The sequence below is a fragment of the Mycolicibacterium lutetiense genome (assembly GCF_017876775.1).
In the GTDB taxonomy this organism is placed as follows: Bacteria; Actinomycetota; Actinomycetes; order Mycobacteriales; family Mycobacteriaceae; genus Mycobacterium; species Mycobacterium lutetiense.
Window position 1 is genome coordinate 4302089 of sequence record NZ_JAGIOP010000002.1, and the last position, 25035, is coordinate 4327123.

At 64.5% G+C, this 25035-nt stretch carries 26 protein-coding genes and 2 pseudogenes; 21 read left to right on the plus strand and 7 right to left on the minus strand.

Annotated elements, in window-relative coordinates:
* Nucleotides 1–40: 40 nt before the first annotated feature.
* Genes JOF57_RS31475 through lmeA form a run of 3 tightly spaced genes read right to left on the minus strand, consistent with a single transcriptional unit; the run spans nt 41 to nt 1394 of the window.
* Nucleotides 41–130, minus strand: coding sequence for an Ms5788A family Cys-rich leader peptide (locus JOF57_RS31475; RefSeq protein WP_372508157.1), 90 nt, complete (start codon nt 128–130; stop codon nt 41–43).
* Between the two features lie 29 nt (nt 131–159).
* Nucleotides 160–582 (minus strand): thioredoxin family protein, encoded by a 423-nt coding sequence (locus JOF57_RS29875; RefSeq protein ID WP_209923098.1) that lies wholly within the window; start codon nt 580–582, stop codon nt 160–162.
* Nucleotides 579–1394 carry a mannan chain length control protein LmeA gene (lmeA, locus tag JOF57_RS29880; RefSeq protein WP_209923099.1) on the minus strand — a complete coding sequence of 272 codons (816 nt, stop codon included), beginning with the start codon at nt 1392–1394 and terminating at the stop codon, nt 579–581. The genes JOF57_RS29875 and lmeA overlap by 4 nt, the downstream gene beginning before the upstream one ends.
* Nucleotides 1395–1555: 161 nt before the next feature.
* Here lmeA and JOF57_RS29885 point away from each other — a divergent pair, with 161 nt between their 5' ends.
* The 9 genes and pseudogenes from JOF57_RS29885 to JOF57_RS29925 all read left to right on the plus strand — a co-directional run bounded on the left by JOF57_RS29885 (nt 1556) and on the right by JOF57_RS29925 (nt 12182).
* Nucleotides 1556–2353: a winged helix-turn-helix transcriptional regulator gene (locus JOF57_RS29885; RefSeq protein WP_209923839.1), complete on the plus strand. Its 798-nt coding sequence runs from the start codon at nt 1556–1558 to the stop codon at nt 2351–2353.
* Complete coding sequence (gene mshD / locus JOF57_RS29890) at nt 2350–3228, plus strand: mycothiol synthase (protein ID WP_209923101.1); 879 nt, start codon at nt 2350–2352, stop codon at nt 3226–3228. Before JOF57_RS29885 ends, mshD begins: the two co-directional genes overlap by 4 nt.
* A gap of 121 nt (nt 3229–3349) precedes the next feature.
* The gene (gene pstS, locus JOF57_RS29895) at nt 3350–4489 is read left to right on the plus strand and encodes a phosphate ABC transporter substrate-binding protein PstS (protein WP_209923102.1); all 1140 of its coding nucleotides are present in this window, start codon (nt 3350–3352) and stop codon (nt 4487–4489) included.
* 54 nt (nt 4490–4543) lie between these two features.
* Nucleotides 4544–5599, plus strand: coding sequence for a phosphate ABC transporter permease subunit PstC (gene pstC / locus JOF57_RS29900; RefSeq protein ID WP_209923104.1), 1056 nt, complete (start codon nt 4544–4546; stop codon nt 5597–5599).
* Nucleotides 5596–6219 (plus strand): annotated as a pseudogene (pstA, locus tag JOF57_RS29905) (phosphate ABC transporter permease PstA); the annotation flags it as partial. The gene pstC and the pseudogene pstA, both read left to right, overlap by 4 nt.
* A 68-nt stretch (nt 6220–6287) precedes the next feature.
* Entirely contained in the window at nt 6288–7739 is a 1452-nt protein-coding gene (locus JOF57_RS29910; protein WP_234938283.1) for a site-specific integrase, read from the plus strand.
* A 164-nt stretch (nt 7740–7903) separates the two neighbouring features.
* Nucleotides 7904–9595, plus strand: coding sequence for a hypothetical protein (locus JOF57_RS29915; protein ID WP_234938284.1), 1692 nt, complete (start codon nt 7904–7906; stop codon nt 9593–9595).
* Nucleotides 9592–11730: a hypothetical protein gene (locus JOF57_RS29920; RefSeq protein ID WP_209923108.1), complete on the plus strand. Its 2139-nt coding sequence runs from the start codon at nt 9592–9594 to the stop codon at nt 11728–11730. The genes JOF57_RS29915 and JOF57_RS29920 overlap by 4 nt, the downstream gene beginning before the upstream one ends.
* Nucleotides 11727–12182, plus strand: a complete 456-nt coding sequence (locus JOF57_RS29925; RefSeq protein WP_209923111.1) for a hypothetical protein — start codon at nt 11727–11729, stop codon at nt 12180–12182. The genes JOF57_RS29920 and JOF57_RS29925 overlap by 4 nt, the downstream gene beginning before the upstream one ends.
* A gap of 46 nt (nt 12183–12228) precedes the next feature.
* Here the strand turns inward: JOF57_RS29925 and JOF57_RS29930 are convergent, their stop codons facing one another.
* Nucleotides 12229–13263: a hypothetical protein gene (locus JOF57_RS29930; RefSeq protein ID WP_307870125.1), complete on the minus strand. Its 1035-nt coding sequence runs from the start codon at nt 13261–13263 to the stop codon at nt 12229–12231.
* Between the two features lie 125 nt (nt 13264–13388).
* On the minus strand, nt 13389–13562 hold the full coding sequence (locus JOF57_RS31500; protein WP_456094043.1) for a DUF7160 family protein: 174 nt from the start codon (nt 13560–13562) through the stop codon (nt 13389–13391).
* A gap of 151 nt (nt 13563–13713) precedes the next feature.
* Here JOF57_RS31500 and JOF57_RS29935 point away from each other — a divergent pair, with 151 nt between their 5' ends.
* The 6 genes and pseudogenes from JOF57_RS29935 (at nt 13714) to JOF57_RS29960 (ending at nt 17713) form a co-directional block, all read left to right on the plus strand.
* Entirely contained in the window at nt 13714–14091 is a 378-nt protein-coding gene (locus tag JOF57_RS29935; RefSeq protein WP_209923115.1) for an ArsR/SmtB family transcription factor, read from the plus strand.
* Nucleotides 14088–15147: pseudogene (gene arsB / locus JOF57_RS29940) on the plus strand (ACR3 family arsenite efflux transporter); the annotation flags it as partial. The gene JOF57_RS29935 and the pseudogene arsB, both read left to right, overlap by 4 nt.
* 59 nt (nt 15148–15206) lie before the next feature.
* On the plus strand, nt 15207–15617 hold the full coding sequence (locus JOF57_RS31480) for an arsenate-mycothiol transferase ArsC (protein WP_209923120.1): 411 nt from the start codon (nt 15207–15209) through the stop codon (nt 15615–15617).
* Between the two features lie 221 nt (nt 15618–15838).
* A complete protein-coding gene (locus tag JOF57_RS29950) occupies nt 15839–16192 on the plus strand; it encodes an Rv2640c family ArsR-like transcriptional regulator (protein WP_209923122.1) in 354 nt (117 codons plus the stop codon).
* 49 nt (nt 16193–16241) lie between these two features.
* Complete coding sequence (locus tag JOF57_RS29955) at nt 16242–16658, plus strand: arsenate reductase ArsC (RefSeq protein WP_209923124.1); 417 nt, start codon at nt 16242–16244, stop codon at nt 16656–16658.
* A gap of 5 nt (nt 16659–16663) precedes the next feature.
* Nucleotides 16664–17713 (plus strand): ArsO family NAD(P)H-dependent flavin-containing monooxygenase, encoded by a 1050-nt coding sequence (locus JOF57_RS29960; protein ID WP_209923126.1) that lies wholly within the window; start codon nt 16664–16666, stop codon nt 17711–17713.
* A gap of 103 nt (nt 17714–17816) precedes the next feature.
* Here JOF57_RS29960 and JOF57_RS29965 read toward each other — a convergent pair whose 3' ends face one another.
* Nucleotides 17817–18497, minus strand: coding sequence for an arsenate reductase/protein-tyrosine-phosphatase family protein (locus tag JOF57_RS29965; RefSeq protein WP_209923128.1), 681 nt, complete (start codon nt 18495–18497; stop codon nt 17817–17819).
* 513 nt (nt 18498–19010) lie between these two features.
* Between JOF57_RS29965 and pstS (JOF57_RS29970) the strand changes: the two genes are divergently transcribed.
* From pstS (JOF57_RS29970) to JOF57_RS29985, 4 genes are all read left to right on the plus strand, one after another.
* A complete protein-coding gene (gene pstS / locus JOF57_RS29970; RefSeq protein ID WP_209923130.1) occupies nt 19011–20099 on the plus strand; it encodes a phosphate ABC transporter substrate-binding protein PstS in 1089 nt (362 codons plus the stop codon).
* A gap of 296 nt (nt 20100–20395) precedes the next feature.
* The gene (locus tag JOF57_RS29975) at nt 20396–20662 is read left to right on the plus strand and encodes a helix-turn-helix domain-containing protein (RefSeq protein WP_209923841.1); all 267 of its coding nucleotides are present in this window, start codon (nt 20396–20398) and stop codon (nt 20660–20662) included.
* A 146-nt stretch (nt 20663–20808) separates the two neighbouring features.
* Entirely contained in the window at nt 20809–21210 is a 402-nt protein-coding gene (locus JOF57_RS29980) for an ArsR/SmtB family transcription factor (protein WP_209923132.1), read from the plus strand.
* A gap of 137 nt (nt 21211–21347) precedes the next feature.
* Nucleotides 21348–22328: a cation diffusion facilitator family transporter gene (locus JOF57_RS29985; protein ID WP_307870126.1), complete on the plus strand. Its 981-nt coding sequence runs from the start codon at nt 21348–21350 to the stop codon at nt 22326–22328.
* A gap of 196 nt (nt 22329–22524) precedes the next feature.
* On the opposite strand, the gene JOF57_RS29990 is transcribed toward JOF57_RS29985, so the two are convergent.
* Entirely contained in the window at nt 22525–23592 is a 1068-nt protein-coding gene (locus tag JOF57_RS29990) for a hypothetical protein (RefSeq protein ID WP_234938285.1), read from the minus strand.
* 46 nt (nt 23593–23638) lie between these two features.
* On the opposite strand from JOF57_RS29990, the gene JOF57_RS29995 reads away from it, so the two are divergent.
* Nucleotides 23639–23992: an Rv2640c family ArsR-like transcriptional regulator gene (locus JOF57_RS29995; RefSeq protein WP_209923135.1), complete on the plus strand. Its 354-nt coding sequence runs from the start codon at nt 23639–23641 to the stop codon at nt 23990–23992.
* A gap of 45 nt (nt 23993–24037) precedes the next feature.
* Entirely contained in the window at nt 24038–24988 is a 951-nt protein-coding gene (locus JOF57_RS30000) for a TauD/TfdA family dioxygenase (RefSeq protein ID WP_209923138.1), read from the plus strand.
* Nucleotides 24989–25035: the final 47 nt, after the last annotated feature.

A 25035-nucleotide genomic window follows, 5' to 3' on the forward strand; every position in this document is an offset into this window, starting at 1 on the left:
CACGACACCTGAGCGGGCGCGCAGATGCGCGCGACTGCTCTCAACAGGAACAACAACAGCAGCAACCGGCCACGCGGCACAGATCAACTGTGCGGCGCTTGGTGAGCACAAGCTCAAGGCGGGCTGACACGACCGACAGCCTACCCAATAACCACCGGGTCAGGCCAACAACGGTTCCAGCGTCGATCGCAGGTCAGCGGCCTTGGGGACCCCGCTGGTGCGGTATCGGGGCCGCCCGTCGCGGTCGAAGATGATGGTGGTGGGCAACGACAGCACCGAAAGTCGCCTGGCGGCTTCGGGATTGGTATCCATGTCGATTTCGACGTGCGCGACTTCGGGCAGCTCGGCGCAGACCTGGTCGACGACTCGTCGCACCCCCGCGCAGGGTCCGCACCATTCGGCCGAGAAGTGCAGCACGGTCGGACCGGTGTGTGACAAGCCCAGACCGCTGGTGTCGATGTCGGCGGCTTCCTCGCCCGCCCTGATCAGGCCGGCGCGCAGGGTGATCAGACGACCTACCACGTAGGCCACCCCGAGCGCCGCGATCAGCACCACGATCGCCAGCACCATCGATGAACTCATGGTTGTCGGAACCCGGCAAGGTCGATCGTTACTCCCGAGGCGATGCCCTCGATGATCACGTCGGAGCCGCGGGCGCCCGCGGTGGTCGGGGCGATCCCGAACGGCAGCTTCTGCCCGGTGATCGTGTGGCTGAACTCGGACAGCACAGCTGCGGTCTTGTCCTCGGGCACCGGTTCGCCGGCGGTACCCGGGCCGGTCAGGATCCCGGTCGCGGTCAGCACCAGGGCGGTGTCGTCGCCGTCGGCGAAGGACAGATCGACCGCGACACTGACCCGTTTGTCGAGCCCGGAGGCCTTGGGGGTTCCGGTGAACACCAGCCCCTGACTCCCGGAGATGCCGGACTCTGTGGTGCCGCCGGTGGCGTCGTTGGATTCCCGCTCTGGCGCCTCCACCAGCAGGTCACCGATGCCCATGACCCTGCCCACATGGGTGGAGTCGATGATGATGCGGCTCTCGGCCTTCTCGACCGGCAGCTTCGCGTCCGGTGCGATCAGCCACGACGAGTCGGCGAGGTCGATGCCGTGCAGCGTGGCCTCCAGCGAGGCCCTGCCGACCACCGGGTGATCGACGCCGGTGGCCCGGATCTCGATCTCCTTGTAGTGGTGATTGCGAACCTGGGTGAGGAACGGGAAACCCAGGATCGCCACCCACGGATCCCAGTTGAGGGCGGCCGCGCTGCGTACGCTGCGGGCCAGTCGGTACTCGGCGTAGATCGCCGAACCGAAATCCGTGCCGACGACTCCGACGACAAGCGCGATCACGGTCGCGGTGAGCCCGATCAGCAGTTTGCGCACCGCCACATTGTCGCCCACGGCCGTCGGATAGAAGCGCTCGGCGCGGCTGATCAGCAGGTGAGGCGTTATCGTTAGATCACAAATGCCGGTAACGGCTACATGTCAGTCACGAATCGACCGTGTGGACATCGGGGTCCGGGCGATCGTGGGAAGTGATTGCCGGCGCGCCGGAGGACCCGTTGGATCTGCTGCTACTGACCGTCGACCCGCATCCCGAGTCGGTCCTGCCCTCCCTGACCCTGCTGGCGCACACCGTGCGCACGGCACCGACCGAGGTGTCCTCGCTGCTGGAAGCGGGCAGCGCCGATGTGGCGATCGTCGACGCGCGGACCGATCTCGCGGCCGCCCGCGGCCTCTGTCGACTACTGGGAACGACGGGCACATCCGTGCCGGTCGTCGCGGTGATCAACGAGGGCGGGCTGGTGGCGGTCAACCACGAATGGGGTCTGGACGACATCCTGCTCCCCAGTACCGGTCCGGCCGAGATCGATGCCCGGCTGCGGCTGCTGGTCGGCCGGCGTGCCGGCGGTGCCAACCAGGAGAACGTCGGCAAGATCGCCCTCGGCGAACTCGCGATCGACGAGGGCACCTACACCGCGCGACTGCGGGGGCGTCCCCTCGATCTCACCTACAAAGAATTCGAGCTGCTCAAATACCTCGCGCAACACGCCGGACGGGTCTTCACCCGTGCACAGTTGCTACAGGAGGTGTGGGGCTACGACTTCTTCGGCGGTACCCGCACCGTCGACGTGCACGTCCGCCGTCTACGCGCCAAGCTCGGCCCCGAATACGAATCGCTGATCGGTACCGTCCGCAACGTCGGATACAAGGCGGTGCGCCCGTCGCGCAACCGGACCCCCGCAGGCGCGGCGACCGGCGGCGAAGCCACGCATGACGACGATCACGACGACGTCGACTTCGACCCGGCAATCGACGAGACAGACGAGTCGCTCGCCGAGCGGTTACCCAGCCAGTGACCGAACTCGACTGGCGTACCGGGCTGTCAGAAGCCGAACAGGCCGGGATCCGGGCACTCGTCGCTGCGGCGACGGCAGCCGACGGCGTGGCCCCGGTCGGGGATCAGGTGCTGCGCGAGCTCGGCCATGACCGGACCCGCCACCTGCTGGCGACCGACGGAGCAGACCTCGTCGGATACCTGAACCTGGCGCCGGCCGGCGCCGATGACCCGGCGATGGCCGAACTGGTGGTGCATCCCGACGCCCGGCGGCGCGGCATCGGTGCCACCCTGGCCCGCGCGGGGCTCGCCGAAGGCGCGGCGGGCACGCGCATCTGGGCACACGGCAACCTGGAGGCAGCCCGTGCCCTGGCAGCCGCGCTGAACCTCAAGGTGGTCCGCGAACTACTGCAGATGCGTCGCCCGCTGACCGACCTGCCACCGCTGCGCACCGCCGAGGGGGTGCGGATCAGTACCTATGCCGGGCCCGGCGACGACGCCGAGATCCTGCGGGTCAACAACGCCGCCTTCTCCTGGCATCCGGAGCAGGGCGGCTGGACCGAAGCGGAGATCGCCGACCGGCGGAGCGAGCAGTGGTTCGACCCCGACGGTCTCTTCGAGGCTTTCGACGAACACACCGGGGCACTGCTGGGCTTCCACTGGACCAAAGTGCACGACGGCGCCCTCGGCGAGGTCTACATCGTCGGCGTCGACCCCGCCGCGCAGGGGAGAGGGCTGGGCTCCGTGCTCACCCTGCTCGGTCTGCACCACCTCGCCGAGCGGTCCCTGCAGACGGTGCTTCTTTACGTCGAGGCAGATAACTCGGCGGCCGTGGCGACCTACCAAAACTTGGGTTTCGAGGTGTTCGGCGTCGACGTGGCGTATGCCGCCGGTTAACCCGTTTAGCTGTGAACACGCTGAACCTGTTCACTGCTGATTCACCTAGTGTCCGCGAGCCGTCCACTGCGGCCGCATACGTTGCCGGGGAGTGAGAAACCCTCAACCGGAAGTGAGACACGTGAAGCTCATCAGCATCGGCACGGGCGCCGGAAAGTCTTTCGGCATCGCCTTGTCGTCGACGGCCATCGTCGCGCTCGCGCTGACTGCGTGCGGTAGCGACAACAACGCTTCCAGCGCCGGCTCGTCGGCCGCGGGCAGCACCTCGGCCGCGTCGGCTGAGTGCAGCGGCAAGGCCGCTCTGACGGGCGAGGGCTCGACGGCACAGCAGAATGCCATTGCGGAGTTCAACAAGGTGTGGGGCCAGGTGTGCGCCGGCAAGAACCTGTCCTACAACCCGACCGGATCGGGCGCGGGCGTGGATCAGTTCATCGCCAAGCAGGTCGACTTCGCCGGCTCCGACTCGGCGCTCAAGGATGACCAGGTCGCCAAGGCAGCCGAGCGTTGCGGTGGCAACGAGGCCTGGAACCTGCCGCTGGTGTTCGGCCCGGTCGCGCTGGCCTACAACGTCGAGGGCGTCGACAAGCTCGTGGTCAGCCCCGAGGTGCTCGCCAAGATCTTCCAGGGCCAGATCACCAAGTGGAACGATCCGGCGGTCGCCGCGCTCAACGCCGGCGCCACCCTGCCGGACCTGGACATCAAGCCGATCTACCGGTCGGATTCCTCGGGCACCACCGACAACTTCCAGAAGTACCTGGCCGCAGCCGCGCCGCAGACCTGGACCAAGGGTGCGGGCAAGGAGTTCCAGGGCGGAGCAGGCGAGGGCGCGCAGAAGTCCTCCGGCGTCGTGCAGGCCGTTCAGGCCACCCCAGGCTCGATCGGCTACGTCGAGAAGAGCCCGGCCGCCGCAGCCGGCCTGCCCTACGCCCAGATCGACAGTGGCGCCGGCGCGGTTCCGCTGGACGACCAGTCGACCACCAAGGCCGTCGGCGCCGCCACGTTCAAGGGCGAGGGCAAAGACCTCGTGCTGGACCTGAACGCGCTGTACGCATCGAAGGAGGCCGGGGTCTACCCGCTGGTGCTGGCCACCTACGAGATCGTTTGCTCCAAGGGCTACGACGCCGACACCACGTCGGCCGTCAAATCCTTCCTGACTGTGGCCGCCAACGAGGGCCAGGCCAGCCTGTCCCAGGCCGGATATATCGCACTCCCCGACGAGTTCAAGCAGCGCCTGCTGACCTCGGTCGAGGCCATCGCGTAATAGCCGGACTGGCTTTGAAGGACGGATCTGGGTGAGGATGGATTTACCGACCGCATGACGACCAGGGGCCCCGACGGGACAACAGTGACAACGCCGAATCCAGCTGATTCGGGGTCAGGGGAGACGCTCGCGTCCCCTCACCCCGAGCCGGTACCTATCTCGACCAATCCGTCCAAGGGAGCCAAGGTTCGCCTCGGTGACCGAATTTTCCGTGGGCTCGCCGAAGGTTCGGGCATCCTGATCGTCGCGCTGATCGCGGCGATCGGGGTGTTCCTGCTCTGGCGCGCGATTCCGGCGCTGACCCGTAACGAGGAGAACTTCTTCCTCTACGGCGGCAACTGGATCACCACCGACACCTCGGCGATGCACTTCGGCATCCTCGATCTGTTGCAGGTGACGGTGTTCGTCTCGGTGTTCGCTCTGGTGCTGGCGATGCCGGTGGCCCTGGGCATCGCGATCTACCTCACCCAGTACTCGTCGCGGCGACTGGCGGGCCCGCTGTCCTATCTGGTGGACCTGCTGGCCGCGGTGCCGTCGATCGTCTACGGCGTCTGGGGCCTGTACGTACTGGCGCCGGCGATCAAACCCTTTGCGGTGTGGCTCAATACGAACTTGAGCTGGCTGTTTCTGTTCAGTACCGGTAATGCCTCGGTGGCCGGTGGCGGCACCATCTTCACCGCAGGCATCGTGTTGGCGGTGATGATCCTGCCGATCATCACCGCGGTGACCCGCGAGGTGTTCGCCCAGACGCCCCGTGGTCAGATCGAGGCTGCGCTCGCGCTCGGCGCCACCCGCTGGGAAGTGGTGCGCACGACGGTGCTGCCCTTCGGGTTGTCCGGCTACGTCAGTGGCGCGATGCTCGGCCTGGGCCGCGCGCTCGGCGAGACCATCGCGCTGCTGATCATCCTGCGCGGCACCCAGACCGCATTCAGTTGGTCGCTGTTCGACGGCGGCTACACCTTCGCCAGCAAGATCGCCGCCACCGCCAGCGAATTCAATGACCAGTACAAGGCGGGCGCCTACATTGCCGCCGGTCTGGTGCTGTTCATCCTCACCTTCGTCGTGAACTCGCTGGCTCGCGCCGCGGTGGCAGGAAAGGGGCGCTCATGACGTCCACCCTCGAACGGCCGGTCAAGGCGCCTGCGTTCCAGGGCGTGAGTCTGCGCCGCAAGCTGACCAACCACCTCGCCACGGTTCTGGTGACCCTGTCATTGCTGGTCGCCCTGATACCACTGGCCTGGGTGCTGTATTCGGTGATCGTCCGAGGCTGGGCCGCATTGAGCTCAGCCACGTGGTTCACGAATTCCCAGGCCGGGATGACGACGTTCCTCGCTGGTGGCGGCGCCTACCACGCGATCGTCGGCACCGTGCTGCAAGGCCTCGTGTGCTCCCTGATCTCCATTCCGATCGGTGTGATGGTGGGCGTCTACCTGGTCGAGTACGGCGGTGGTACCCGACTGGGCAAGGTAACCACGTTCATGGTGGACATCCTGACCGGTGTGCCTTCGATCGTCGCCGCGTTGTTCATCTATGCGTTGTGGGTGGCAACGCTCGGGTTCGGCCGGTCCGGGTTCGCGGTGTCACTGTCGTTGGTGCTGTTGATGATCCCGGTGATCGTGCGGGCCACCGAGGAGATGCTGCGCATCGTTCCGATGGATCTGCGCGAAGCGAGTTATGCGCTGGGCGTGCCGAAATGGAAGACCATCATCCGGATCGTGATCCCCACGGCGCGCGGCATTCTATAGCCGACTGAACTGTTGTGATTGACTGATCGGGTCCATTGAGAATGGAGCCGATCATGAGTGATGCGCGATGGCAGGTTCATCGATACAGATTTGATCTGCCGGTCGGTGACTTGCCGTTGGTACTGGCGGATAGATCAGAGTCGCTGCCGGAGTTGATCAAAGCCGTCGGGGGTCGAGACGGGCAACGGTTCTTGTTGAGCCCCAAGGGATTTCCAGATACTCGTGTGAACGACTTCCTTGGTTCCGCGCGGATGCGGAATCTGGCGAAAACAAGCAATCGCGACTATGCCGGCTGTCTGGCATTGTGGCTGAACTTCCTGGAGACCCGCGGGCAGGAGTGGTTTACGGCATCTGTCGACGATGTCGAGGAGTTTCAGTTCTGGCGTCTGACCGACCCGGCGAATCCGGAAAGAGTTGGTACGTCGACTTTTTCCAAGGACGTCGCCGCCTGTAAGAAGTTCTATCGATGGGCCTCATCCCGCTATCCGGAGGTGGCCGATATCTTCGCCGAAGTGGGGTCACCCCGGGCGAAGCGCACAGCGGGCGTCAAGTGGCTAGATCCCGCGGCAATCGTGAGGTGGCGCGACGTGGGCCTGCGTGGCCGAAACCTGGACGGCGGACCAGACAATTCGTGGCGAGGTCGAAACGAACAGCGAGACAGCGCGTTTGCCGACGGCCTGTACGGGACAGGACTGCGACTGACCGAGTGGGGCTCGGTGGTGTTGCCGGAGTTGCCAACGCTGGAGCTGGGTAGGTCGTTCTTTACGTGCCGATTGGCTGACAAATGCGCCAAGGGTGGGTACGGACATCCCTATTGGATGCCCGTTGATGTGCTGCGCGCGGTGCGTGCCTACATAGAAGGCCCTCGTGCGCGTGCTGTTCGCGACGCGCGGGCCGAGCATCGCTATGACGACGTCGCAGCGCGCCAGATCGCACAACCGGCTAGACGTGCGGGCCACGTGGTCCTTGTCGCGGACGACGGCCAGGAGGTTCAGCGACCATGGAACCTCATTGATCCAGAACAGCGGCGGCGACTGTTCACGCGTACCGGCAACGATCTGGAACCCTTGGCCTTGTGGCTGAATGAGGATGGGATGCCCCGAGATCCCCATGGATGGCACCACACGTTTGAAAATGCCAATCGGCGGATCGCTGCGCTTGGGGTGCCCAACTTTAGGTGCACGCCGCACATGCACCGGCACTCCTTCGCTCTGAAATGGTTCTCGATCGGCAAGCTGGTGTATACAGCCCGGGTGGGCTCCCTAGGGGAGGACAGCACAAACGACTTCCGTGCTCAGTTCGGAGACACCTGGCATCTCGTTCAAACCATGCTTGGTCATGCGCGCGTGGAGACGACGAAAAACGTCTACTTGGAACCTTTTCGGAATCTCGACGTCGAGATTCTGCTGGCCCACGCCGATGGGTTTCCGGTGAAGGAGTTCCTCAGCCAGGCATTTCTCCTGCACCCCAATGTCGCCAGCGACCCGGTCGGAACCACCTGGTGAGCCGCCGTGGCCGACGTGCAGCGCTGCCCAGCCAGGGACTGACATCCCATGGACTGCAGGCAGACCGACTGACGGTGCGGTGCTTTGACCATGACGGTGCCGCCGTTCAGGATTTCGATTTCTCCGAGGTACCTGTGGCCCCTGATCTGCAAAGGGGATTGGCGATGACCTTTGCGAAGCGGACGGCTCCTGGCGGCAGGGTAACCAGGATGGAGGGTTTCAGGTACTCCTTTCGCGTGGTTCGGCTCTTCGGTGAGTACCTCGGCGGACTCGCGGCGCCGCCGACAACGATGGCAGAGCTCGTCGATGACCACATTGACGGTTTCCGCGACCATCGCCGCGCCACAACAACATCGGCGCAACGCGAAGTGTCTGAGCTAAAGGTCGTGCTCCGCAACAGCAATGAACTAACTCCCGCCATGTTGGCTAAGGCATGTCAACTGACCCCGCAAAGACCGGCGGCGAGCCGGAAGGCAAGTTACAGTCGTGACGAGTTCACTCAGATCGCCCGCCTAGCACGATCAGATCTGCGCGCCGCGGCGACCAGAATCCGCAAGAACCGTGAGTTGTTGCGGCAGTACCGTGCAGGAAAGCTGAGGGCCCGCGACCGGCGTTTGGAACTGCTGGAGTTCGTCGACCAGCACACCGACGTACCCCGTTACACGCGCCCAGCCCACAAAGGGACATACGCCCCCAAGACTTGGGTGCGGGACTCGGGGTTCGGCAAAGTCGCCGAGGTAGTGGGTTGGCTGCATCTAACGTGCACCGAACTTGCCGCTGCAGCAATCCTTCTGGGGATCATGACGGGCCAGAATCGCAGTGTCATCCTCAACCTCACAACAGCGCATCATCGAACCGACGGACACGTCGATGGGCAGAAGTCCATCGCGATCCTCGACACCTACAAGCCCCGTCGAGGAGCCCGGGCCTATATGAATCTGGCCTTGGCCGAGATCCCGGACTGGATCACGCTTCCTTCGACGTTGTCATCTCCGACTGCCCGCGACGAGTTGCACACGCCGTTCGGTCTATATGCACTGTTGCTTGACTTGACGTCTCACTCGCGCCAATTAGCTGATACTGACCGACTACTGATCGGCTACCACGCCAATGGGACCACCCGCGGCATTCGGTCGCTTGCCAGCAACGAACCCTTTCGTATGTGGTCTGCGCGTCACAAGATTCAGCCTGATACCTCAGCGACCAATGCCCACGGATACCTGTCGGTGACGTTGGACCTGATCCGGCTCACCTATGTCTCATTGCACCAGAAGCCCGTTGCTCACACCGAAGCCACGCTGGTCAAGGACTATCTGAGCCGCGACCGCGGAAACCTCGACCAGTATCGACAAGTCGTCGCGGCCGCACTGGCTGAAGAAGTCGACAAAGCGCGCAGCCGCGGCGTCATGGAGACCCTCAGCCGCGACGAGATCGCTCAATCCGACGCCGGCGCGCTCGCCGCAAAGCACAGCATTGAGCCGACCGTCTTCAAACGCATGCTCGCAGGTGAACTGGATACAGTCATGAACTCCTGCATCGACAACGACAACAGCCCATTTGGGACTCCGGGGCAACCATGCCGCGCGTCATTCATGAAATGTCTGGAATGCCCGTGCGCCAGAGCGTTGCCCCACCACCTACCCGTACAAGCCCTCGTCCTTGACCGCCTTCAAGCCCGCAAAGCCGACATGACTCCGCTGGCTTGGGCGCAACGATTCGCGCGTGCCCACACCCAACTCGCCGACCTGCTCAGCCAACATGACGCCGCCGATGTCACACAAGCGCGCGCGGACGCGACTCCGCAGCAACACGCAATGGTGGACCGATTCATCAACCGGGAAATGGACATTCGATGACCGCCCCCTGGCGTTCGGTCGAATGGGAAAGCCCGATCCCCGACGACGTCCACTGGCCCGACGATCAATCGTTGGTCCTGACCAACCGTGAACTCGTCCCTGGGGCGGACGTCGCTGCACTGAGTCGCTTCGGCGACGACCACTGGAGCTTGACCGCTGCAGTCTTCGAAGAGCACGTCTATACACTCACACTGAACTTCAGCTCAATACCTGCGCGGCTACGCATCGCCTCCAAACACTATTTCTGGCAGCTGATCAACCACTCCACGCCCACCCCGTTTCACGAGCAGGCGGCGAGCAAGGCAGCGATCGCTACAGTGGCCAGTGCCTGGGCAAGCTTCAAGGCCTTCACGGTGTGGTTGAACCAGCAACACATCGGGGCTTTCGGTGAGGTTGATGACAACGTCCTCGACCGCTACCTGGCATACCTCGTGGACGAGGAAATCACACTCGACACCAAACACCGACGCGCCCTTGAGATACGACGGCTATGGAGTTACCGATCGATACTGCCCGAATCAATGAGGCTTCCCCTCGCGCCACCGTGGAACGGCGATCCACTGCACGAACTCTTGGGAAAGTCCCAGTCGCGCAGGGAAAACCGGACACCGCGCATCGCAGAAGCCACCATGCAGCCCCTACTGCACTGGGCACTGCGATTCGTCGAGGAGTTCTCTGTCGACATCATCGCAGCACATGACGAACACCTGCGTCTCAAAAGACTCTCCCCACAAGCGCGCCGCGCCGACAACGGCGGCCGCCTCGGGCGCACCCCGAGCCATGACCTGGAAGACAAGGTGGAGGCCTATGTGTCACGCCTGCATGAAACCGGCCGGGCCCTACCCGGCAAGGTCGGCGCCACGGGCAGGGTGCAGCTCGACATGCAGCATCTCGAGAGACAGTTGGAGATGGTGTTCAACCAGAAAACCCTGCGCTACCCGGCGGGCCAGTTGATTACGCAATCAGGCCTACCGATTGCTGACGCGGCCTATCTGGACACCCCGATCACTGCCCGTCTCGACGGACGCCCCTGGCGGGAAAGTCCCATCGCCTACGAGGAAGCGCGGACATTGGCAAACCATCTCAGCGCTGCCGCGATGATCGTCATCGCGTATCTCTCAGGCGCGCGAGCCGGCGAAGTCCTCAATCTGCGGCGGGGATGCATCGAACGCGACGACGCAGCCGACATGTGGCTGATGTCGGGACTGGTGTTCAAGAACGTCGTCGACGACGACGGAAACAAACTCCCCGAGGGACAACAGCGGCGCGATCCGTGGGTGGTGGTCGAGCCCGTCGCCGACGCGGTAGCTGTTATGGAGCGCCTCCATACCCACGATCTGCTGTTTCCTTCCAGAATTCAGCCCTACAAGGAATCAACCAATTTCGCCCGCATCGGTCAGGCTCGGACCAGCACGCGAGCGGTCGGCACGATTTCGGAGTTCATCGATTGGGTCAACGACTACTGCACGCAGAATGACCGCCCGGGCATTCCGCTGGACCCTCGTCAGATCACGCTCTCGCGGTTTCGGCGCACGTTGGCCTGGTTCATTCGGCGTCGGCCCCGTGGCCTGGTCGCCGGAGCAATGCAGTACGGGCATGTGCACACGCGATTGATCCAGGGCTACGCCGGTGACTACAGCTCGGGCTTTCCCGACGAGTACGCCTACGAAGACTTCCTTGCGCGTCTGGAAGAGATCGCCATCGACCAACAAGCACTCGAAGACGGCGAACGCGTCTCTGGGCCCGCCGCAGACGAGTACCGCCAGCGAGTCCGTGCCGCCGAACGCACCTTCGCCGGCCATGTACTCACCAGCCCCCGACAATCGCGCGACCTGCTCGGCAACACGCTGCTGCAGATCTATCACGGCGACGGAATGACGTGCGTGTTCAAAGCCCAGGAGGCCGCCTGCCAACTGCGCGGGAGCATAGACGATCCGATGCTCACCCCCGACATCGACGACTGCCGTCCCACATGCCGTTGCATCGCACACACCGACCGCGACATCGAAGCCATCCAACAACACCGCAATCAGCTCCACGAGATCGTCAGCGATCCGTTGGCCCCTCCGATAAGACACCAACGAGAGCAGCGCGAACTTCAACGCCTCGACAGAATCCTGGAGCGACACCAATGACAACCGATGCCGCCCACAACGACCCGATCCGCGCCCAGATCCTCGCCGCGATGGACCGGCTGCTTGCCGGTCAGCCGCTGCGGTCCACCGGCCGACTGTCGGTGTCACAGCTCGCCGTGGAAGCGAACCTCCCGCGCTGGCATCTCACCCACCAACATGTGGATCTCAAAGAGCTCTTCCAGGCCAAGGTGCGCAACGCCGACGGTGCCCCTGCCGCATTCGCTCGCCGCCTCAGCGACTATCAAAAGCTCAAGGAAGACCACGCCAAACTCCTCGCACATTGTGCAGAGCTTGAGCAGAGACTGCAGTTGTACGCCACAGTGATCAATGTGCTCACGCTCGAACGAGACAGTGCTCAAAGCCAGAAGCCCATCACTAACATCTCGACGCGCAGGCGACCCGGCTCACAAGCCGCAGCCCGCCACCGCGGGAACTATGACGGCACTAGATAACCGCCGTGCTGAGCGCGGTCGGATGTGTCTCCGCCAGGATCGTGCCCTACGCGTGAGGCCACCCTGCCGACAATCCGAAGACTGTTGATGCTGGGATACTCTCGCGCGCAGTCACGACCACTTCACCGGTGTCGGTGTCAGCAGCGTGTGCTTCGAACGGGAGATCATCTTGTAGGGGCCGCTGTGCCCATGGGTTGCGCCACAGCCTCGGCAGCCCAGTCGCAACGCGTGAATGGCTGACGCTCTCGCCGAACAACACGGCAGAGACGACACTTCCGCGCGGCGGCGGCCCGGGGTGCCAGTAGCCGTCTGTACCTTGAACCAGCTGGGCGGTGTCGCCGCCAGATTGCACGACGGCGGACCCAAACAGGGCCCGGTTGACTTCGTTGAGCCGGGCGAACATCGACCAGTTGAGAATCGCGACGATCAGCGGCGCATCGACCGCCCGGCACTGTTTAGCCTTGCCCTTCAAGATGTCTCGAATCTCACCAACACTTTGCACCACAAAGGCGCCATTCGCCGGGCCGAAGCCGATGCGGCCAACGTCATCGCCCCGCGTGTCGGGGTGCACGGGTATTGCAGTGAGTCTTACTCGCGAATCAGCGAACTCGAAGTTCTTTGATGGGTAGTGTGATTCGCCTGCCCGGCTGGCCGCCGACACGGAGTCATAATCCAGCGTTGCCAACCAATCCTCGATTTGGCGTGTGACGTGGCTCTGTTTCGGCCGCAGTTTCCCGAAGTGCTCGAACCGAACCCCGACGACGAAGTCAGGGTTCTTGGCGGCGTCGACGCAGTCCTTGACCCAGGACTCACTGTCTGTTGACTGTCGGCTCCCGTCCTCAAACAGCACCACACATTCGACGTACACCCTGGAACCGTCCTTGGTCAGCAGCAGGTCGGGGTGGCGGGTGGTGTCGGGAATCTCAGGATGAACCGTCGGCGCATATCCGAGCCGGCGAAACAACGTGTAGATGTACAGCTCCCACCATGCCGGAGCGTGCTGCCGGATGCTGACATCACGAAATCTGGCGCGCAGATCTCCGTCGGGGTCGGGATAGTCGGCATACCACTGTTCGATCACGTCGCGTACCTGCGCCCACATCGGGTCACTGGCCCGGTTCAGGAACGCGAAATGAGGTTCGGTGTAGCGGGCGGGACCGTCGTGACGCGGGCCGTCATCAAAGAGGCGCTGGCTACCCATCGCCGTCAGCGCCGGGGCAGCCAGCCATGTTGGAGGCCGCAGCGTGCACAGTCGACCTCAACGATCCACGTCGACGGTTCATCGCCGCCATGAGACCAGATCGGATTGGCCTTTGTCACGCGGGCCGATTGGTTGCACTCACTGCACATCGCCTGCGCTGGAGGTGTTGCCATAGCCATTCACGGTAACTACGGGCACCGACAACACAAGGCTATTGATGCGCGGCGCTATCGGGGCTCGGCCGCGCCACGGCACCGGACTGGGCCGCGCCAACGGCGTTGGGCGACTGTTCACTTGCCAGACGGTATCGATAACTGTCAATATTGATGTATGTCGAATCAGTTTGATCAGTCGTCCGAGGCGCTGTGTTGCCCTCCCGGGGCGCTGCTGCGTGAACCGATCTCTGCGGTGGCCGCCGCGGACATGGCGGTCAAGCTCAAGGCACTGGCCGACCCGGTCCGGCTGCAGCTGTTCTCCGCGATCGCCAGCCGCGCCGGCGGTGAGGCCTGCGTCTGCGACATCTCGGCCGGAGTCGAAGTCTCCCAACCCACGGTGAGCCATCACCTCAAAGTGCTGCGCGATGCGGGTCTGCTGACCTCGCAGCGCCGCGCGTCCTGGGTGTACTACACGGTGGTGCCCGAAGCGCTGGCCAGCCTGTCGGTGCTGCTTGGTGCGGCCACCGTTGAGCCCGTGGGGGTGCCGGTATGACCGAGACCGCCACATCGTCGTCGGCAACGCCGGTTGTCGGCAAGCTCTCCACTCTCGACCGGTTCCTGCCGTTGTGGATCGGGGCCGCCATGGTCGCCGGCCTGCTACTGGGGCGCTGGATCCCGGGGTTGAACACCGCGCTGGAAAAGGTCCAGATCGACGGGATTTCACTGCCGATCGCGCTGGGCCTGCTGATCATGATGTATCCGGTGCTGGCCAAGGTGCGCTATGACCGCCTCGACACCGTCACCGGCGACCGCAAACTGCTGCTCTCCTCGCTGGTACTGAATTGGGTGCTGGGTCCGGCGCTGATGTTCGCACTGGCCTGGCTGCTGTTGCCGGATCTGCCCGAGTACCGCACCGGGTTGATCATCGTCGGGCTGGCCCGGTGTATCGCCATGGTCATCATCTGGAACGACCTGGCTTGCGGTGACCGCGAGGCCGCCGCGGTGCTGGTCGCGCTGAACTCGGTCTTCCAGGTGGTCATGTTCGCGGTGCTGGGCTGGTTCTACCTGTCGGTGCTGCCGGGCTGGCTCGGCCTGGAACAAACAACCATCGACACCTCGCCATGGCAGATCGCGAAATCGGTGCTGATCTTCCTGGGCATCCCACTGGTGGCCGGGTACCTGTCCCGCCGCTTCGGGGAGAAAGCCAAGGGCCGTGACTGGTACGAGTCGAAGTTCTTGCCGCGGATCGGGCCGTGGGCGCTCTACGGACTGCTGTTCACCATCGTGATTCTCTTCGCGCTGCAAGGTGAGCAGATCACCAACCGACCGTTCGACGTGGCCCGCATCGCGCTGCCCCTGTTGGCGTACTTCGCGATCATGTGGGGTGGCGGCTACCTGCTCGGATCGGTGCTCGGGTTGGGTTACGAGCGCACCACCACACTGGCGTTCACCGCCGCCGGCAACAACTTTGAACTCGCCATCGCCGTGGCCATCGCCACCTACGGCGCCACCTCCGGACAGGCCCTGGCCGGCGTCGTCGGCCCGCTCATCGAGGTGCCCGTCCTGGTCGCCTTGGTCTATGTCTCGCTGGCGTTGCGCGGTCGATTCGGCGGCGACAGCGGCACTGCCGCCTCCCCGGCACCGATCAACGCACAGGAGCCCTGACCCATGAGTGAAAAGGTCAAGCCGGCAGTGTTGTTCGTGTGCGTCAAGAACGGCGGAAAGTCGCAAATGGCGGCCGGGCTGATGCGCCAGGTCGCCGGCGAGGATGTCGATGTGTATTCGGCCGGCACCAAGCCCGGCGACACGATCAACGCGCTGTCAGCCGAAGCGCTCGGCGAGGTCGGTGTCGACATCACCGGCGAGACACCCAAACTGATCGACCCCGACCTGGTCAAAAACGTTGATCTCGTGGTCACCTTGGGACGCGAAGCCAAGGTTGACCCGGTGCCGGGAACGCGATTCGAGAACTGGGACACCGACGAACCCTCCGAACGCGGCATCGAGGGCATCGAGAGGATGCGGCTAGTCCGCGACGACATCGCCTCCCGGGTAACCGAACTCGCGTCCCGGCTGTAAAGCCCGAGCCAGCTCTAGAAGCGCACCCGCACCGCGGCCACGGCCGCCCAAATGCCGATCCCCAACGTCGGGTGTTGCCTGAAGCTCTAGCCCACACCGAGCCCATCCCGTCCCCGAGGAGCCATGAGCATAGCCACCCAAGCGTGGAGCCGCGACCGCCCTGGATTCAGGCTGAACCAACCTTTTCGGCATAAGTCGATATCCAAGTTAGGGTGAAACCTATGCCCAAGTCGTTGCCGGTCATTGATCTGACCGCACCGATCTGCTGCGCACCCGTCTCGGCGGCACCGCTCGATGACGACGCGGCGCTGCAGATCGCGTTGCGGCTCAAAGCATTAGCCGACCCTGTGCGGATCAAACTGATGTCGATTCTGTTGACCGACGTGGAGGGTCAGGTGTGCACATGCGATCTGGCCACCGCGGTTGGGCTCGCCGAATCGACGACGAGCCACCACCTCGGCCAGCTGCGGAAAGCGGGGATGGTCACCGCGCATCGGCGCGGCATGAATGTGTTCTACGAAGCGAACGCGAAATCGTTGGATGCGTTGAGATCAACGTTAACGACCTGCTGCTAGGGCCCTGGCCGCCACTACCTTTCGTCCCTTGATCTGAACAGGATTGCCCATGCCAACCACCCCCAGCGTGCTATTCGTCTGCGTCCACAACGCCGGCCGATCCCAGATGGCCGCCGGTTTCCTCGCAGCGATGGCCGGAGACCGCATCGAGGTCCGCTCCGCAGGCTCCGCGCCCGCCGACCAGGTCAACCCGGCCGCGGTGGAGGCGATGGCAGAGGTCGGTATCGACATTTCCGCACAGAGCCCGAAGATCCTCACCGTGGACGCGGTGCAGGCCTCCGACGTCGTGATCTCGATGGGCTGCGGCGATGCCTGCCCGGTCTTTCCCGGCAAAAGCTACCGCGACTGGGTTTTGGAAGACCCCGCCGGTCAGGGGCTGGAATCAGTTCGCCTGATCCGCGACGAGATCAAGTCCCATGTCGAGGCATTGATCGCCGAACTGACCTCAAAACACTGCGCCCCCTGATCCCAATGGCAACGGGTGTGGATGTCGTTGTGGTCGGCGGCGGGCAGGCCGGGCTGGCCGCTGGGTACTACCTGCGCCGGGCTGGCCACCACTTCGTGATCCTCGACGACCAACCCGCACCCGGAGGTGCATGGCCCCACACCTGGCCGTCACTGCGGTTGTTTTCCCCGGCCCAGTACGCCTCTCTGCCGGGGTGGCCCATGCCGCCGTGGAAGAGCGGGTTTCCGCCGGCAAGTCACGTCGTGGACTACCTCACCGCCTACGAGGCCCGCTATGACCTGCCGATCGAGCGGCCGGTGCGGGTGAGCGCGATACGTCGCGACGGCGCCGAACTGCGGGTCGAAGCGGGGACTCGGGCGTGGCGGGCGCGCCGCGTCATCAGCGCCACCGGAACCTGGCAGCAGCCGTTCTGGCCCGTGTACCCGGGCATGCGAACCTTCGCCGGACGACAGTTGCACACCGTCGACTACCGCACGCCAGCTAAGTTCGCGGACGCCGATGTCGTCGTGGTCGGTGGTGGCAATTCCGCGGCCCAGCTGGTCGCTGAGATCTCCCCGGCGGCCGCCAGCACGTTGTGGGCCACGCTGCGACCGCCGAGATTCCTGCCCGACGGTGTGGACGGCCGAGCCCTGTTCGAGGCTGCGTCCCGTCGGGCTATCGCCCTGGCCGCGGGGCAGCCCGATCCCGGCGGGGTCGCCGCACTCGGTGACATCGTGATGGTCCCCGAAGTCCTGGCCGCGCGCGATCGCGGCGATCTCACACCGGTATCGATGTTCGACCGCCTGACACCTGATGGCGTGGCCTGGGGTGAGCGAGTCCACCACGCTGATGTGGTGTTGTGGGCGACAGGATTTCGCCCCGCCCTTTCCCACCTTCGGCCACTCCGGTTGCGCGGCGAGGACGGTACCGTGCCGACCGCCGGCACCCGCGCCCTGGCCGAACCACGCCTGCACTTGCTCGGCTATGGCGACTGGACCGGACCGGGATCGGCCACAATCCTCGGCGTCGGCCGGACCGCCAAGTCGGCGGTTGCCGAACTCGACCTCAACGACTGACGCTCTAGCCCAGCCCGGCTATTGAGCTGCAGTGACCACTAGGCGATTGGGCAGCTGAGGCCCGTACGGGGTGTGTTCTGCGTGGCGGCCTGGTCGTCGGTTGTCAGCTTGCCTGCACGTAGGGCGCAAGGTGATCGATCCGGCCGGCGAGGATGTCCACGGTGTTCTCGAAGGCATCCGAGTTGGTGCTGTGCACCGGGTCAGGAATTGACCAGTGGATCCGCGCGGGGTCGGGTGCGAGTTCCTCATGGGCGCTATCGCACACCGCGATCACCAGATCACCAGAAGTCAACACTTCGTTGAGATGACGCGGCGCCCGCATCGACATCGGGACCCGCCGCTGCCGTGCAGCAGCCACCGCAGCCGGGTGAATACGGTCCACCGGGTGCGTTCCCGCCGAGGTGGCCAACACCGGGCTGCGCCGGTTCCAGATGGCAGCCGCGAGTTGGCTTCGAGCCGAATTCTGCGTACAGACAAACACCACCCGGCGCGCATGACGCACCGCCGCGGGCACCAGCTGCTCGAGCGCCTCACGCTGCAGATGCAAATAGGTGCGGCGTCGATCGGCCTCGGACCGGGTGCGCCCGATCAGCCCGGCCTCGGTCAAGACCCGCAGGTGATGGGCCATCAGATTCGACGGCACCGACAGTTGAGCCTGCAACTCCGAGGGCGACGCGTCGGCGATCAACAGCTGATCAACGATCGCCACCCGGTACGGATCGGCCAGGGCAGCATGAATCTCGGCGCGCCGCGACGCCTCAACGAGATCTGGCTGACCATCCATTGGCTCAATGGTCATTGAGCGATGGCAGGTCGTCAAGCCAAGGCCCGACCTACCTGGCGGCCCAGAACCGCTCGGCCCACGCCGCCCATCCTTCCCGCTGGGGACCGCCTCGCGTCGTCGCGCAGCTTTCTCAGTGCTGTCACCGAGGGCAGGCGCCGGGTCGTGCTGGACCAGGTCATGCACACCGCAGGGCTCGCGTCCCGGAGGACCTCCGTCTGTGAACGTTCGCCACCTGGGAGATGAATGGTCGGTGACATCACCTGCCGAATCCCGTTACCGCACTTGCCCATCAGGAGATCACTCAATCATTATTGAGGCAATCATGGTTGAGCGATATGGAGACGGACCGCAGGTGAATGGTGCGGGCCGAATCGATTGCCGCGGCACTGCGCCGTGGCCGCGCTGTTGTTGGCGCACAACGTTTCCAACCCGCAATGGTCAGGCCGCAGCTATGTGCGGCTGGCTGCCCGGAGCGCACACGTATCCACCCCGAACACAAAGGACACAATCGACATGAAATTTCGCCGATACCGCACAGCCGCAGGTCTGGCCGTTGGCGGGGCACTGCTTCTGGCTGGATGCGCCACGACCGGCCCGGTGCAGCCCTACGCCAAGAACGCCACGGTGGACTGTGAGGGCAAGCAGACCCTGACCGCGAGCGGATCCACAGCACAGGCCAACGCCATGACCCGATTCATCAAGACCTATCAGGACGCCTGTCCGGGCAAAACGGTGACCTACACCGCCAACGGATCAGGGGCAGGGGTCGAGGAATTCCTCAGCGGCAAAACGGATTTCGGCGGATCGGACACCCCGCTGCAGGGTGAGGAATATGCGACCGCCGCGCAACGCTGCGGCGGCTCGGACGCCTGGAACCTGCCTGTCGCTTTCGGCCCCCTGGCCATCACGTTCAACCTCAGCGAGGTCAACGTGCTGACCCTCGACGCGCCCACCTTGGCCAAGATCTTCACCGGCGCCATCACCCGATGGGACGACCCGGCGATCGTGGCACTCAACGGAAAAATGCCCGCTCTCGACATCCACGTCGTCTATCGCAGCGACGCATCCGGCACCACCGACAACTTCCAGCAGTATCTGCAGACCGCCTCCGAAGGCGCATGGACCCACGGCGCCGGAAAGGTGTTCCACGGCGGCACGGGTCAGGGCGCCCCCGGCAACCAGGGCACCTCGGAGGTCGTAAGGAACACCGAGGGAGCCATCAGCTACAACGAGTGGTCCTATGCCATCGACAAGGAGCTGGCGGCCGCCGACATCAGGACCTCTGCCGGCATCGTGCACATCGGCTCCGACTGGGTCGGCAAAACTATTTCGTCGGTCGGTATTACCGGCCAGGGCAACGACATCGTCTTGGACCTGGCACCGATCTATCGCCCCACCGAAAAGGGTGCCTACCCGATCGTGTTGGCCAGCTACGAAATCGTCTGCTCGAAATACCCCGACCCGGGGGTGGGCAAGGCCGTCAAGGCATTCCTGCACTCCACCATCACCGCGGGCCAGACCGGCCTCAACAAGAGCGGCTACATCCCGCTGCCGCCCGACTTTCAATCCAAGGTTTCGGCTGCAGTCGACAGCATCACCTAGCGGCGGCCGCGCTGCGATACCGAACATATTCGGTAACAACAGTTCTCGCGCAGCTGTACTCGCGCGGGTGCTGTCCGATGCGATGGTGCCAGCGGCGGACGCGGGGATCTGAACAGTGGGGCGAAGTCTCAGGAGGGCACTGGAGGGCGTCTGGTTGGCGGTCACCCGCCTCCTGCGCGGCCGGGCACAATCCTCCTCGCACCGGCGCTTCGGAAAAGCCACTCCTGAGACCCCGCCATCTCAATGTACTACTAGTAGGGCAGACTCTCGTGTTGCTGGGCTGGCTACTGGGTGGCGTGCCGACCCGACCCAGCCAGACAGATCCCGAACGAGCCGCCCTGTGGGCCCAGCGCCGCCACGCGGTAGGCCTGCGTATTCGCAGCTTGCGAATCGAACGGGGACTGACCCAGGAAGCACTGGCCCTGGAATCGGGCGTCACGCGCAATGTGCTCATCCACGTCGAACACGGCAAACGCGGGCTGTTGTTTGAGCGGCTCTACGACATCGCCGAGGTGCTCGGCGTTCCGGCGGGTGACCTGCTTGAGGATCCATCCGGCGGCTGATGCAACCCTGATGTGCGCCCGATCGGCCGCGGTTGAGTGATCCACGTCACGCAACTGGGCCCCATGAACATGTCGGCCAGTGCGTTTGGTGCCGCGCGTAGATTGATTTTTCGGATCCGCACCGCCACATCGGCTATTATCTGCGTATGAATGCAGATAACGGAATGTCTGGGCCGCTGGCTGAGGATCAGGCGGCCCTGGTGGTCGAGGTGTTCCGGATGCTGGCCGATGTCACCCGCATTCAGGTGTTGTGGGCGCTGGCCGAGGGGGAACGCTCGGTGACCGAGTTGGCCGAGCGGGTGGGTAAGCCGGCGCCGTCAGTGTCGCAACATTTGGCCAAACTGCGGATGGCGCGCCTGGTGCGCACTCGACGTGCGGGCACCACGATCTATTACAGCCTCGAAAACGAGCACGTGCGCCAACTCGTGGTCGATGCGGTGTTCAACGCTGAGCACGCAGGCCCGGGTGTGCCGGCCCACCACCGCCACGACCCCGGCGTGCGCGCCTTGGACGCCTCCCAACAGCCCCGCACGGTGGGTCGGCAATGAGTGACCGCGACGGCGAAATAGGCACGGCCTCAGAGACTTCCGGTGGCGACGGGGCTGGCCGTGCTCATGGCGGCGACCAGCATGCCCATGCACATCATCATGGGGTCGGTCATCGTCATCGGGGCGGATTGCGTGGGGTGGTCGCCGAGATCTTCGCCCCGCACAGCCACGACGCCGCCGACAGTACCGATAGCGCCCTGGAATCCAGCGCCGCGGGAATCCGCGCAGTAAAGATCAGCCTGCTGGTGCTGGGCGTGACCGCGATCGGCCAGATCGTGATCGTGGTGATCTCGGGGTCGATCGCGCTGGCTGCTGACACCATCCACAACTTCTCCGATGCGTTGACCGCAGTGCCGTTGTGGATCGCGTTCGCGCTGGGCACCAAAGCCGCCACCCGGCGCTACACCTACGGCTACGGCCGTGCTGAGGATCTAGCCGGTGTGTTCGTGGTCGCGATGATCGCCTTGTCGGCGATCATCGCCGGCTACGAGGCGGTGCTGCGGTTGATTCATCCCCAACCCATCGACCACCTCGGGTGGGTGGCCGCGGCCGGGGTCATCGGCTTCATCGGCAACGAATGGGTGGCGCTGTACCGGATCCGCGTCGGCCGCCGGATCGGATCAGCGGCGCTGGTGGCCGATGGATTACACGCCCGCACAGACGGATTCACCTCCCTGGCCGTGGTGTTGGGCGCCGGGGGTGTCGCGTTAGGGTTCCCGCTGGCCGATCCGATCATCGGGTTGGGGATCACCGCGGCGATCCTCGCGGTGCTGCGCACCGCGGCCCGTGATGTGTTCCGCCGGTTGATGGACGGTGTGGATCCTGCGTTCATCGACACCGCCGAGAAATCCTTAGCCACCCGGGCGGGAGTGCGGGGGGTTCGTAGTGTGCGGATGCGCTGGATCGGGCATCGCCTCCACGCCGACGCTGAACTCGACATCGACCCGGCACTGACTCTCGTACAGGCCCATCGCATCGCCCACGACGCCGAACACGACCTCATCCACGCGGTGCCCAAACTGACCACCGTACTCATCCACGCCTACCCCGCCGACGCTGAGAACCCGGCTGACACACACCGCCGCAGCATGGAAGCCGCGCCGTTGCATCACAATTGATCCCGACGTGGACGAACTGGATCGTGCCGGGTACCAGCACGCGGTCGGCCAAGCGGACGGCATATCAAGGATCTGCTGGACTACTGCACTGGCCTCTGGCCAATTGGGCATCGCCAGGTCTGAGCGCCTGTCCCGGATCAAACCGGCTGACTAGTGCAGACACCTCCGAGTGTGACGATGGCTGGCCAGCCACGATTCACTGACCGGGCAAAAACGCGACATATGACCGGCGGGTGAGGGTCAATTCTATGAGGTCTGCGGGATTCTGATCGGCCAGCGCGAACGCCCATGGCGTCAGGCCATGATCACGTGCGGCACCCGATACCGAGGCGAACTCGTCGCGAAAATGGTTGCGCTGCCCCGAGGTCCAGCCGCGATGATCGACTGCCAGCGTCCACGGCCGCGTGAATCGGCGCGTGTCGGGATCGTAGCCTTCACCGGCGTACAGCTCAACGCGGTAGATGCCGTCGACGTCGGCGATCTGCCCCGTCCAGCGCAGCTGGGCATGAAGCACCCGCCGATGCGGCAGCCTGACGATGTCGCGGCGTGGCAGTCCCTTGAACGCGAATTGGTAGCGATCGGCATTGACGCCCGGAAGCTCGATCGGCGCCTGTCGGCGCTCCTCGGCGCTCATCTCCAGAAACGCCGCCGCGAATGGCCTGACCGATCGGGCGATCGCGCTGCCTGAGGTTCTTCGGCGTACGTCACCTGTCGCCGATACTGGCACTAGTGAGGTCCGGCGGCGATCAGGGCTGGGCGACAAGCCAGCGGCGGGTTCCCCGCTGATCTTGCGGTCCTCTGATTCGACCAACCGGGTCGGCCGCAGCACCGGCAGTCGGCCAGGGGGACCGCCGGCGATCACGCCACCGGCAGCTGCGGTGTCATCAACCAGGGTGCAGTTCACATGCTGGCGAAGCGGTTTGGTGGCAAAGTGCGCCTGCACTCGTCGGTCGGGGCGGTGGGCTTTCGGGTACATCTCGACAATGCAGCCGCAGCACCGAAACGTCGTGGCCTCGACCTCGGCATCGGTCCAGGCCCGCAACTCCTGCGCCGACACCACAACTGCCGGATCGGTTCCATCGATCACCGCACTGTCCACGACCGCCCCCGTGTCGACCGCCCCCGCAGATGGCCGACCCCCGGCGCATCCGAGCAACCCGCCCAGCACACCGGCGCGGCCACTGCCCCCAGTGTCGCAGCCACCGCCGACACGCAAGCCAACACGACCACCGCCGCCACGGTGCTCGGCGCTGGGAATCCACACCGCTGGTCATTTGATATATATCAAAAAGGTGGTTATGGTTGGCGTCATGCCCAAGGCGTTGCCTGTTATCGATGTCAGTGCCCCGATCTGTTGCGCCCCGATCTCCGCGGCGCCGATGGATGAGGTTGTCGCCGTCGCACTTGCGCTGCGCCTCAAGGCATTGGCCGATCCAGCGCGGCTACGGCTGATGTCGATCCTGCTGACCGCCCGCGACGGTGAGCTGTGCACCCAAGATCTGGCTACCGCCGTCGGTCTGTCTGACGGCACGGTCAGCCACCATCTCGGCCAGTTGAAGAAGGCGGGATTGGCGCTGTCGCAGCGACGCGGAATGAACGTCTATTACCGGGCGCATGTCGCTGCCCTCGACGCCTTGCGCGGCGTGTTGGCGACCTGCTGCTAACCCGATCCATCAAACAGTTTCACCCCGTCGATAAGGAGTTCTCCCGTGATCGCTTCAGTGCCAGTGGAATTGCCGTCGGTGTGGACGCCTGCGGATTTCCCCGATGAGGACGCATGGTCGATCGCCCTCTCGCACGCGGACCGCCAGGCCCTGATTGACTACGGGCGCGGCGGATCGCAGCAGGACCTGGGCCGCCACTTCGCCCCGGCGGCGACGCGGTGGGCAGCCATGCTGCAGCAAGGGCCAGGTTTCCTACGGCTGCGCGACTTCCCGATCCAGGACCTCGCCGAGTCTGAGATCGAGCACGCTTACCTGGGGCTGGGAAGCCTGCTGGGCCAGCCCGTCGGTCAGGATCGCCACGGCAACCTGATCACCCATATTCGCGATGAGCGCGGCGAGCACGGCCCGGATGTGCGCAAGTACCGGACCAATCTGCGCCAGGACTTCCACAGCGACGGTTCGGATCTAGTGGGCCTGCTGTGTCTGCATCCGGCCAAAACCGGTGGCGAATCGAAAATTGTCAGTGCCCACGCGGTCTACAACGAGATGCTGCGCCACGACCCGCACCTGGTCGAAGTGATGTATCGGCCCATGCCGTGGAGCCGCAACGGCGAACAGCCCGCGGGGGAACCCGAATTCTTCGAATTGGCGCCGATCACCGAGATCGACGGCATCCCACGGCTGTTCTTCATTGCCTGGTACATCCGCGACTCCCAACAGCACGCGGGCGCACCTCGACTGTCTGATGACCAGTTGGCCGCCCTGCGCCTGGTCGAGAACATCGCCAACGATGCGGCCTTCCATATCGAAATGGACTTCCGCCCCGGCGACGTGCAAATCCTCAACAACACCACCGTGCTGCATTCACGCGAGCAATACACCGACCACGACGAACTGAGCCGGCGGCGCCATCTGTTGCGTCTGTGGCTGACGACTGACACCCCGACTACCCACGAGCTGCTGCGCGGCGGGATCCCGAATCAGAGCGCGCGCTGACACGACGGACACCGGCGGGATGCGAACGGGGATCTGCTCGCACCCCG

Bases quoted from the DNA above. Each gene is read 5' to 3' on its own strand.
- JOF57_RS31480 (WP_209923120.1), top strand. From the start codon at position 15,207: ATGAGTGAAAAGGTCAAGCCGGCAGTGTTGTTCGTGTGCGTCAAGAAC.
- JOF57_RS29925 (WP_209923111.1), top strand. From the start codon at position 11,727: ATGACAACCGATGCCGCCCACAACGACCCGATCCGCGCCCAGATCCTC.
- JOF57_RS29950 (WP_209923122.1), top strand. From the start codon at position 15,839: ATGCCCAAGTCGTTGCCGGTCATTGATCTGACCGCACCGATCTGCTGC.
- JOF57_RS31500 (WP_456094043.1), bottom strand. From the start codon at position 13,562: ATGGCTATGGCAACACCTCCAGCGCAGGCGATGTGCAGTGAGTGCAAC.
- JOF57_RS29955 (WP_209923124.1), top strand. From the start codon at position 16,242: ATGCCAACCACCCCCAGCGTGCTATTCGTCTGCGTCCACAACGCCGGC.
- JOF57_RS29920 (WP_209923108.1), top strand. From the start codon at position 9,592: ATGACCGCCCCCTGGCGTTCGGTCGAATGGGAAAGCCCGATCCCCGAC.
- JOF57_RS29960 (WP_209923126.1), top strand. From the start codon at position 16,664: ATGGCAACGGGTGTGGATGTCGTTGTGGTCGGCGGCGGGCAGGCCGGG.
- JOF57_RS29980 (WP_209923132.1), top strand. From the start codon at position 20,809: ATGAATGCAGATAACGGAATGTCTGGGCCGCTGGCTGAGGATCAGGCG.
- JOF57_RS29935 (WP_209923115.1), top strand. From the start codon at position 13,714: ATGTCGAATCAGTTTGATCAGTCGTCCGAGGCGCTGTGTTGCCCTCCC.
- JOF57_RS29875 (WP_209923098.1), bottom strand. From the start codon at position 582: ATGAGTTCATCGATGGTGCTGGCGATCGTGGTGCTGATCGCGGCGCTC.
- pstS (WP_209923130.1), top strand. From the start codon at position 19,011: ATGAAATTTCGCCGATACCGCACAGCCGCAGGTCTGGCCGTTGGCGGG.
- pstC (WP_209923104.1), top strand. From the start codon at position 4,544: ATGACGACCAGGGGCCCCGACGGGACAACAGTGACAACGCCGAATCCA.
- JOF57_RS29910 (WP_234938283.1), top strand. From the start codon at position 6,288: ATGAGTGATGCGCGATGGCAGGTTCATCGATACAGATTTGATCTGCCG.
- JOF57_RS29915 (WP_234938284.1), top strand. From the start codon at position 7,904: ATGACCTTTGCGAAGCGGACGGCTCCTGGCGGCAGGGTAACCAGGATG.
- JOF57_RS29995 (WP_209923135.1), top strand. From the start codon at position 23,639: ATGCCCAAGGCGTTGCCTGTTATCGATGTCAGTGCCCCGATCTGTTGC.
- JOF57_RS29965 (WP_209923128.1), bottom strand. From the start codon at position 18,497: ATGGATGGTCAGCCAGATCTCGTTGAGGCGTCGCGGCGCGCCGAGATT.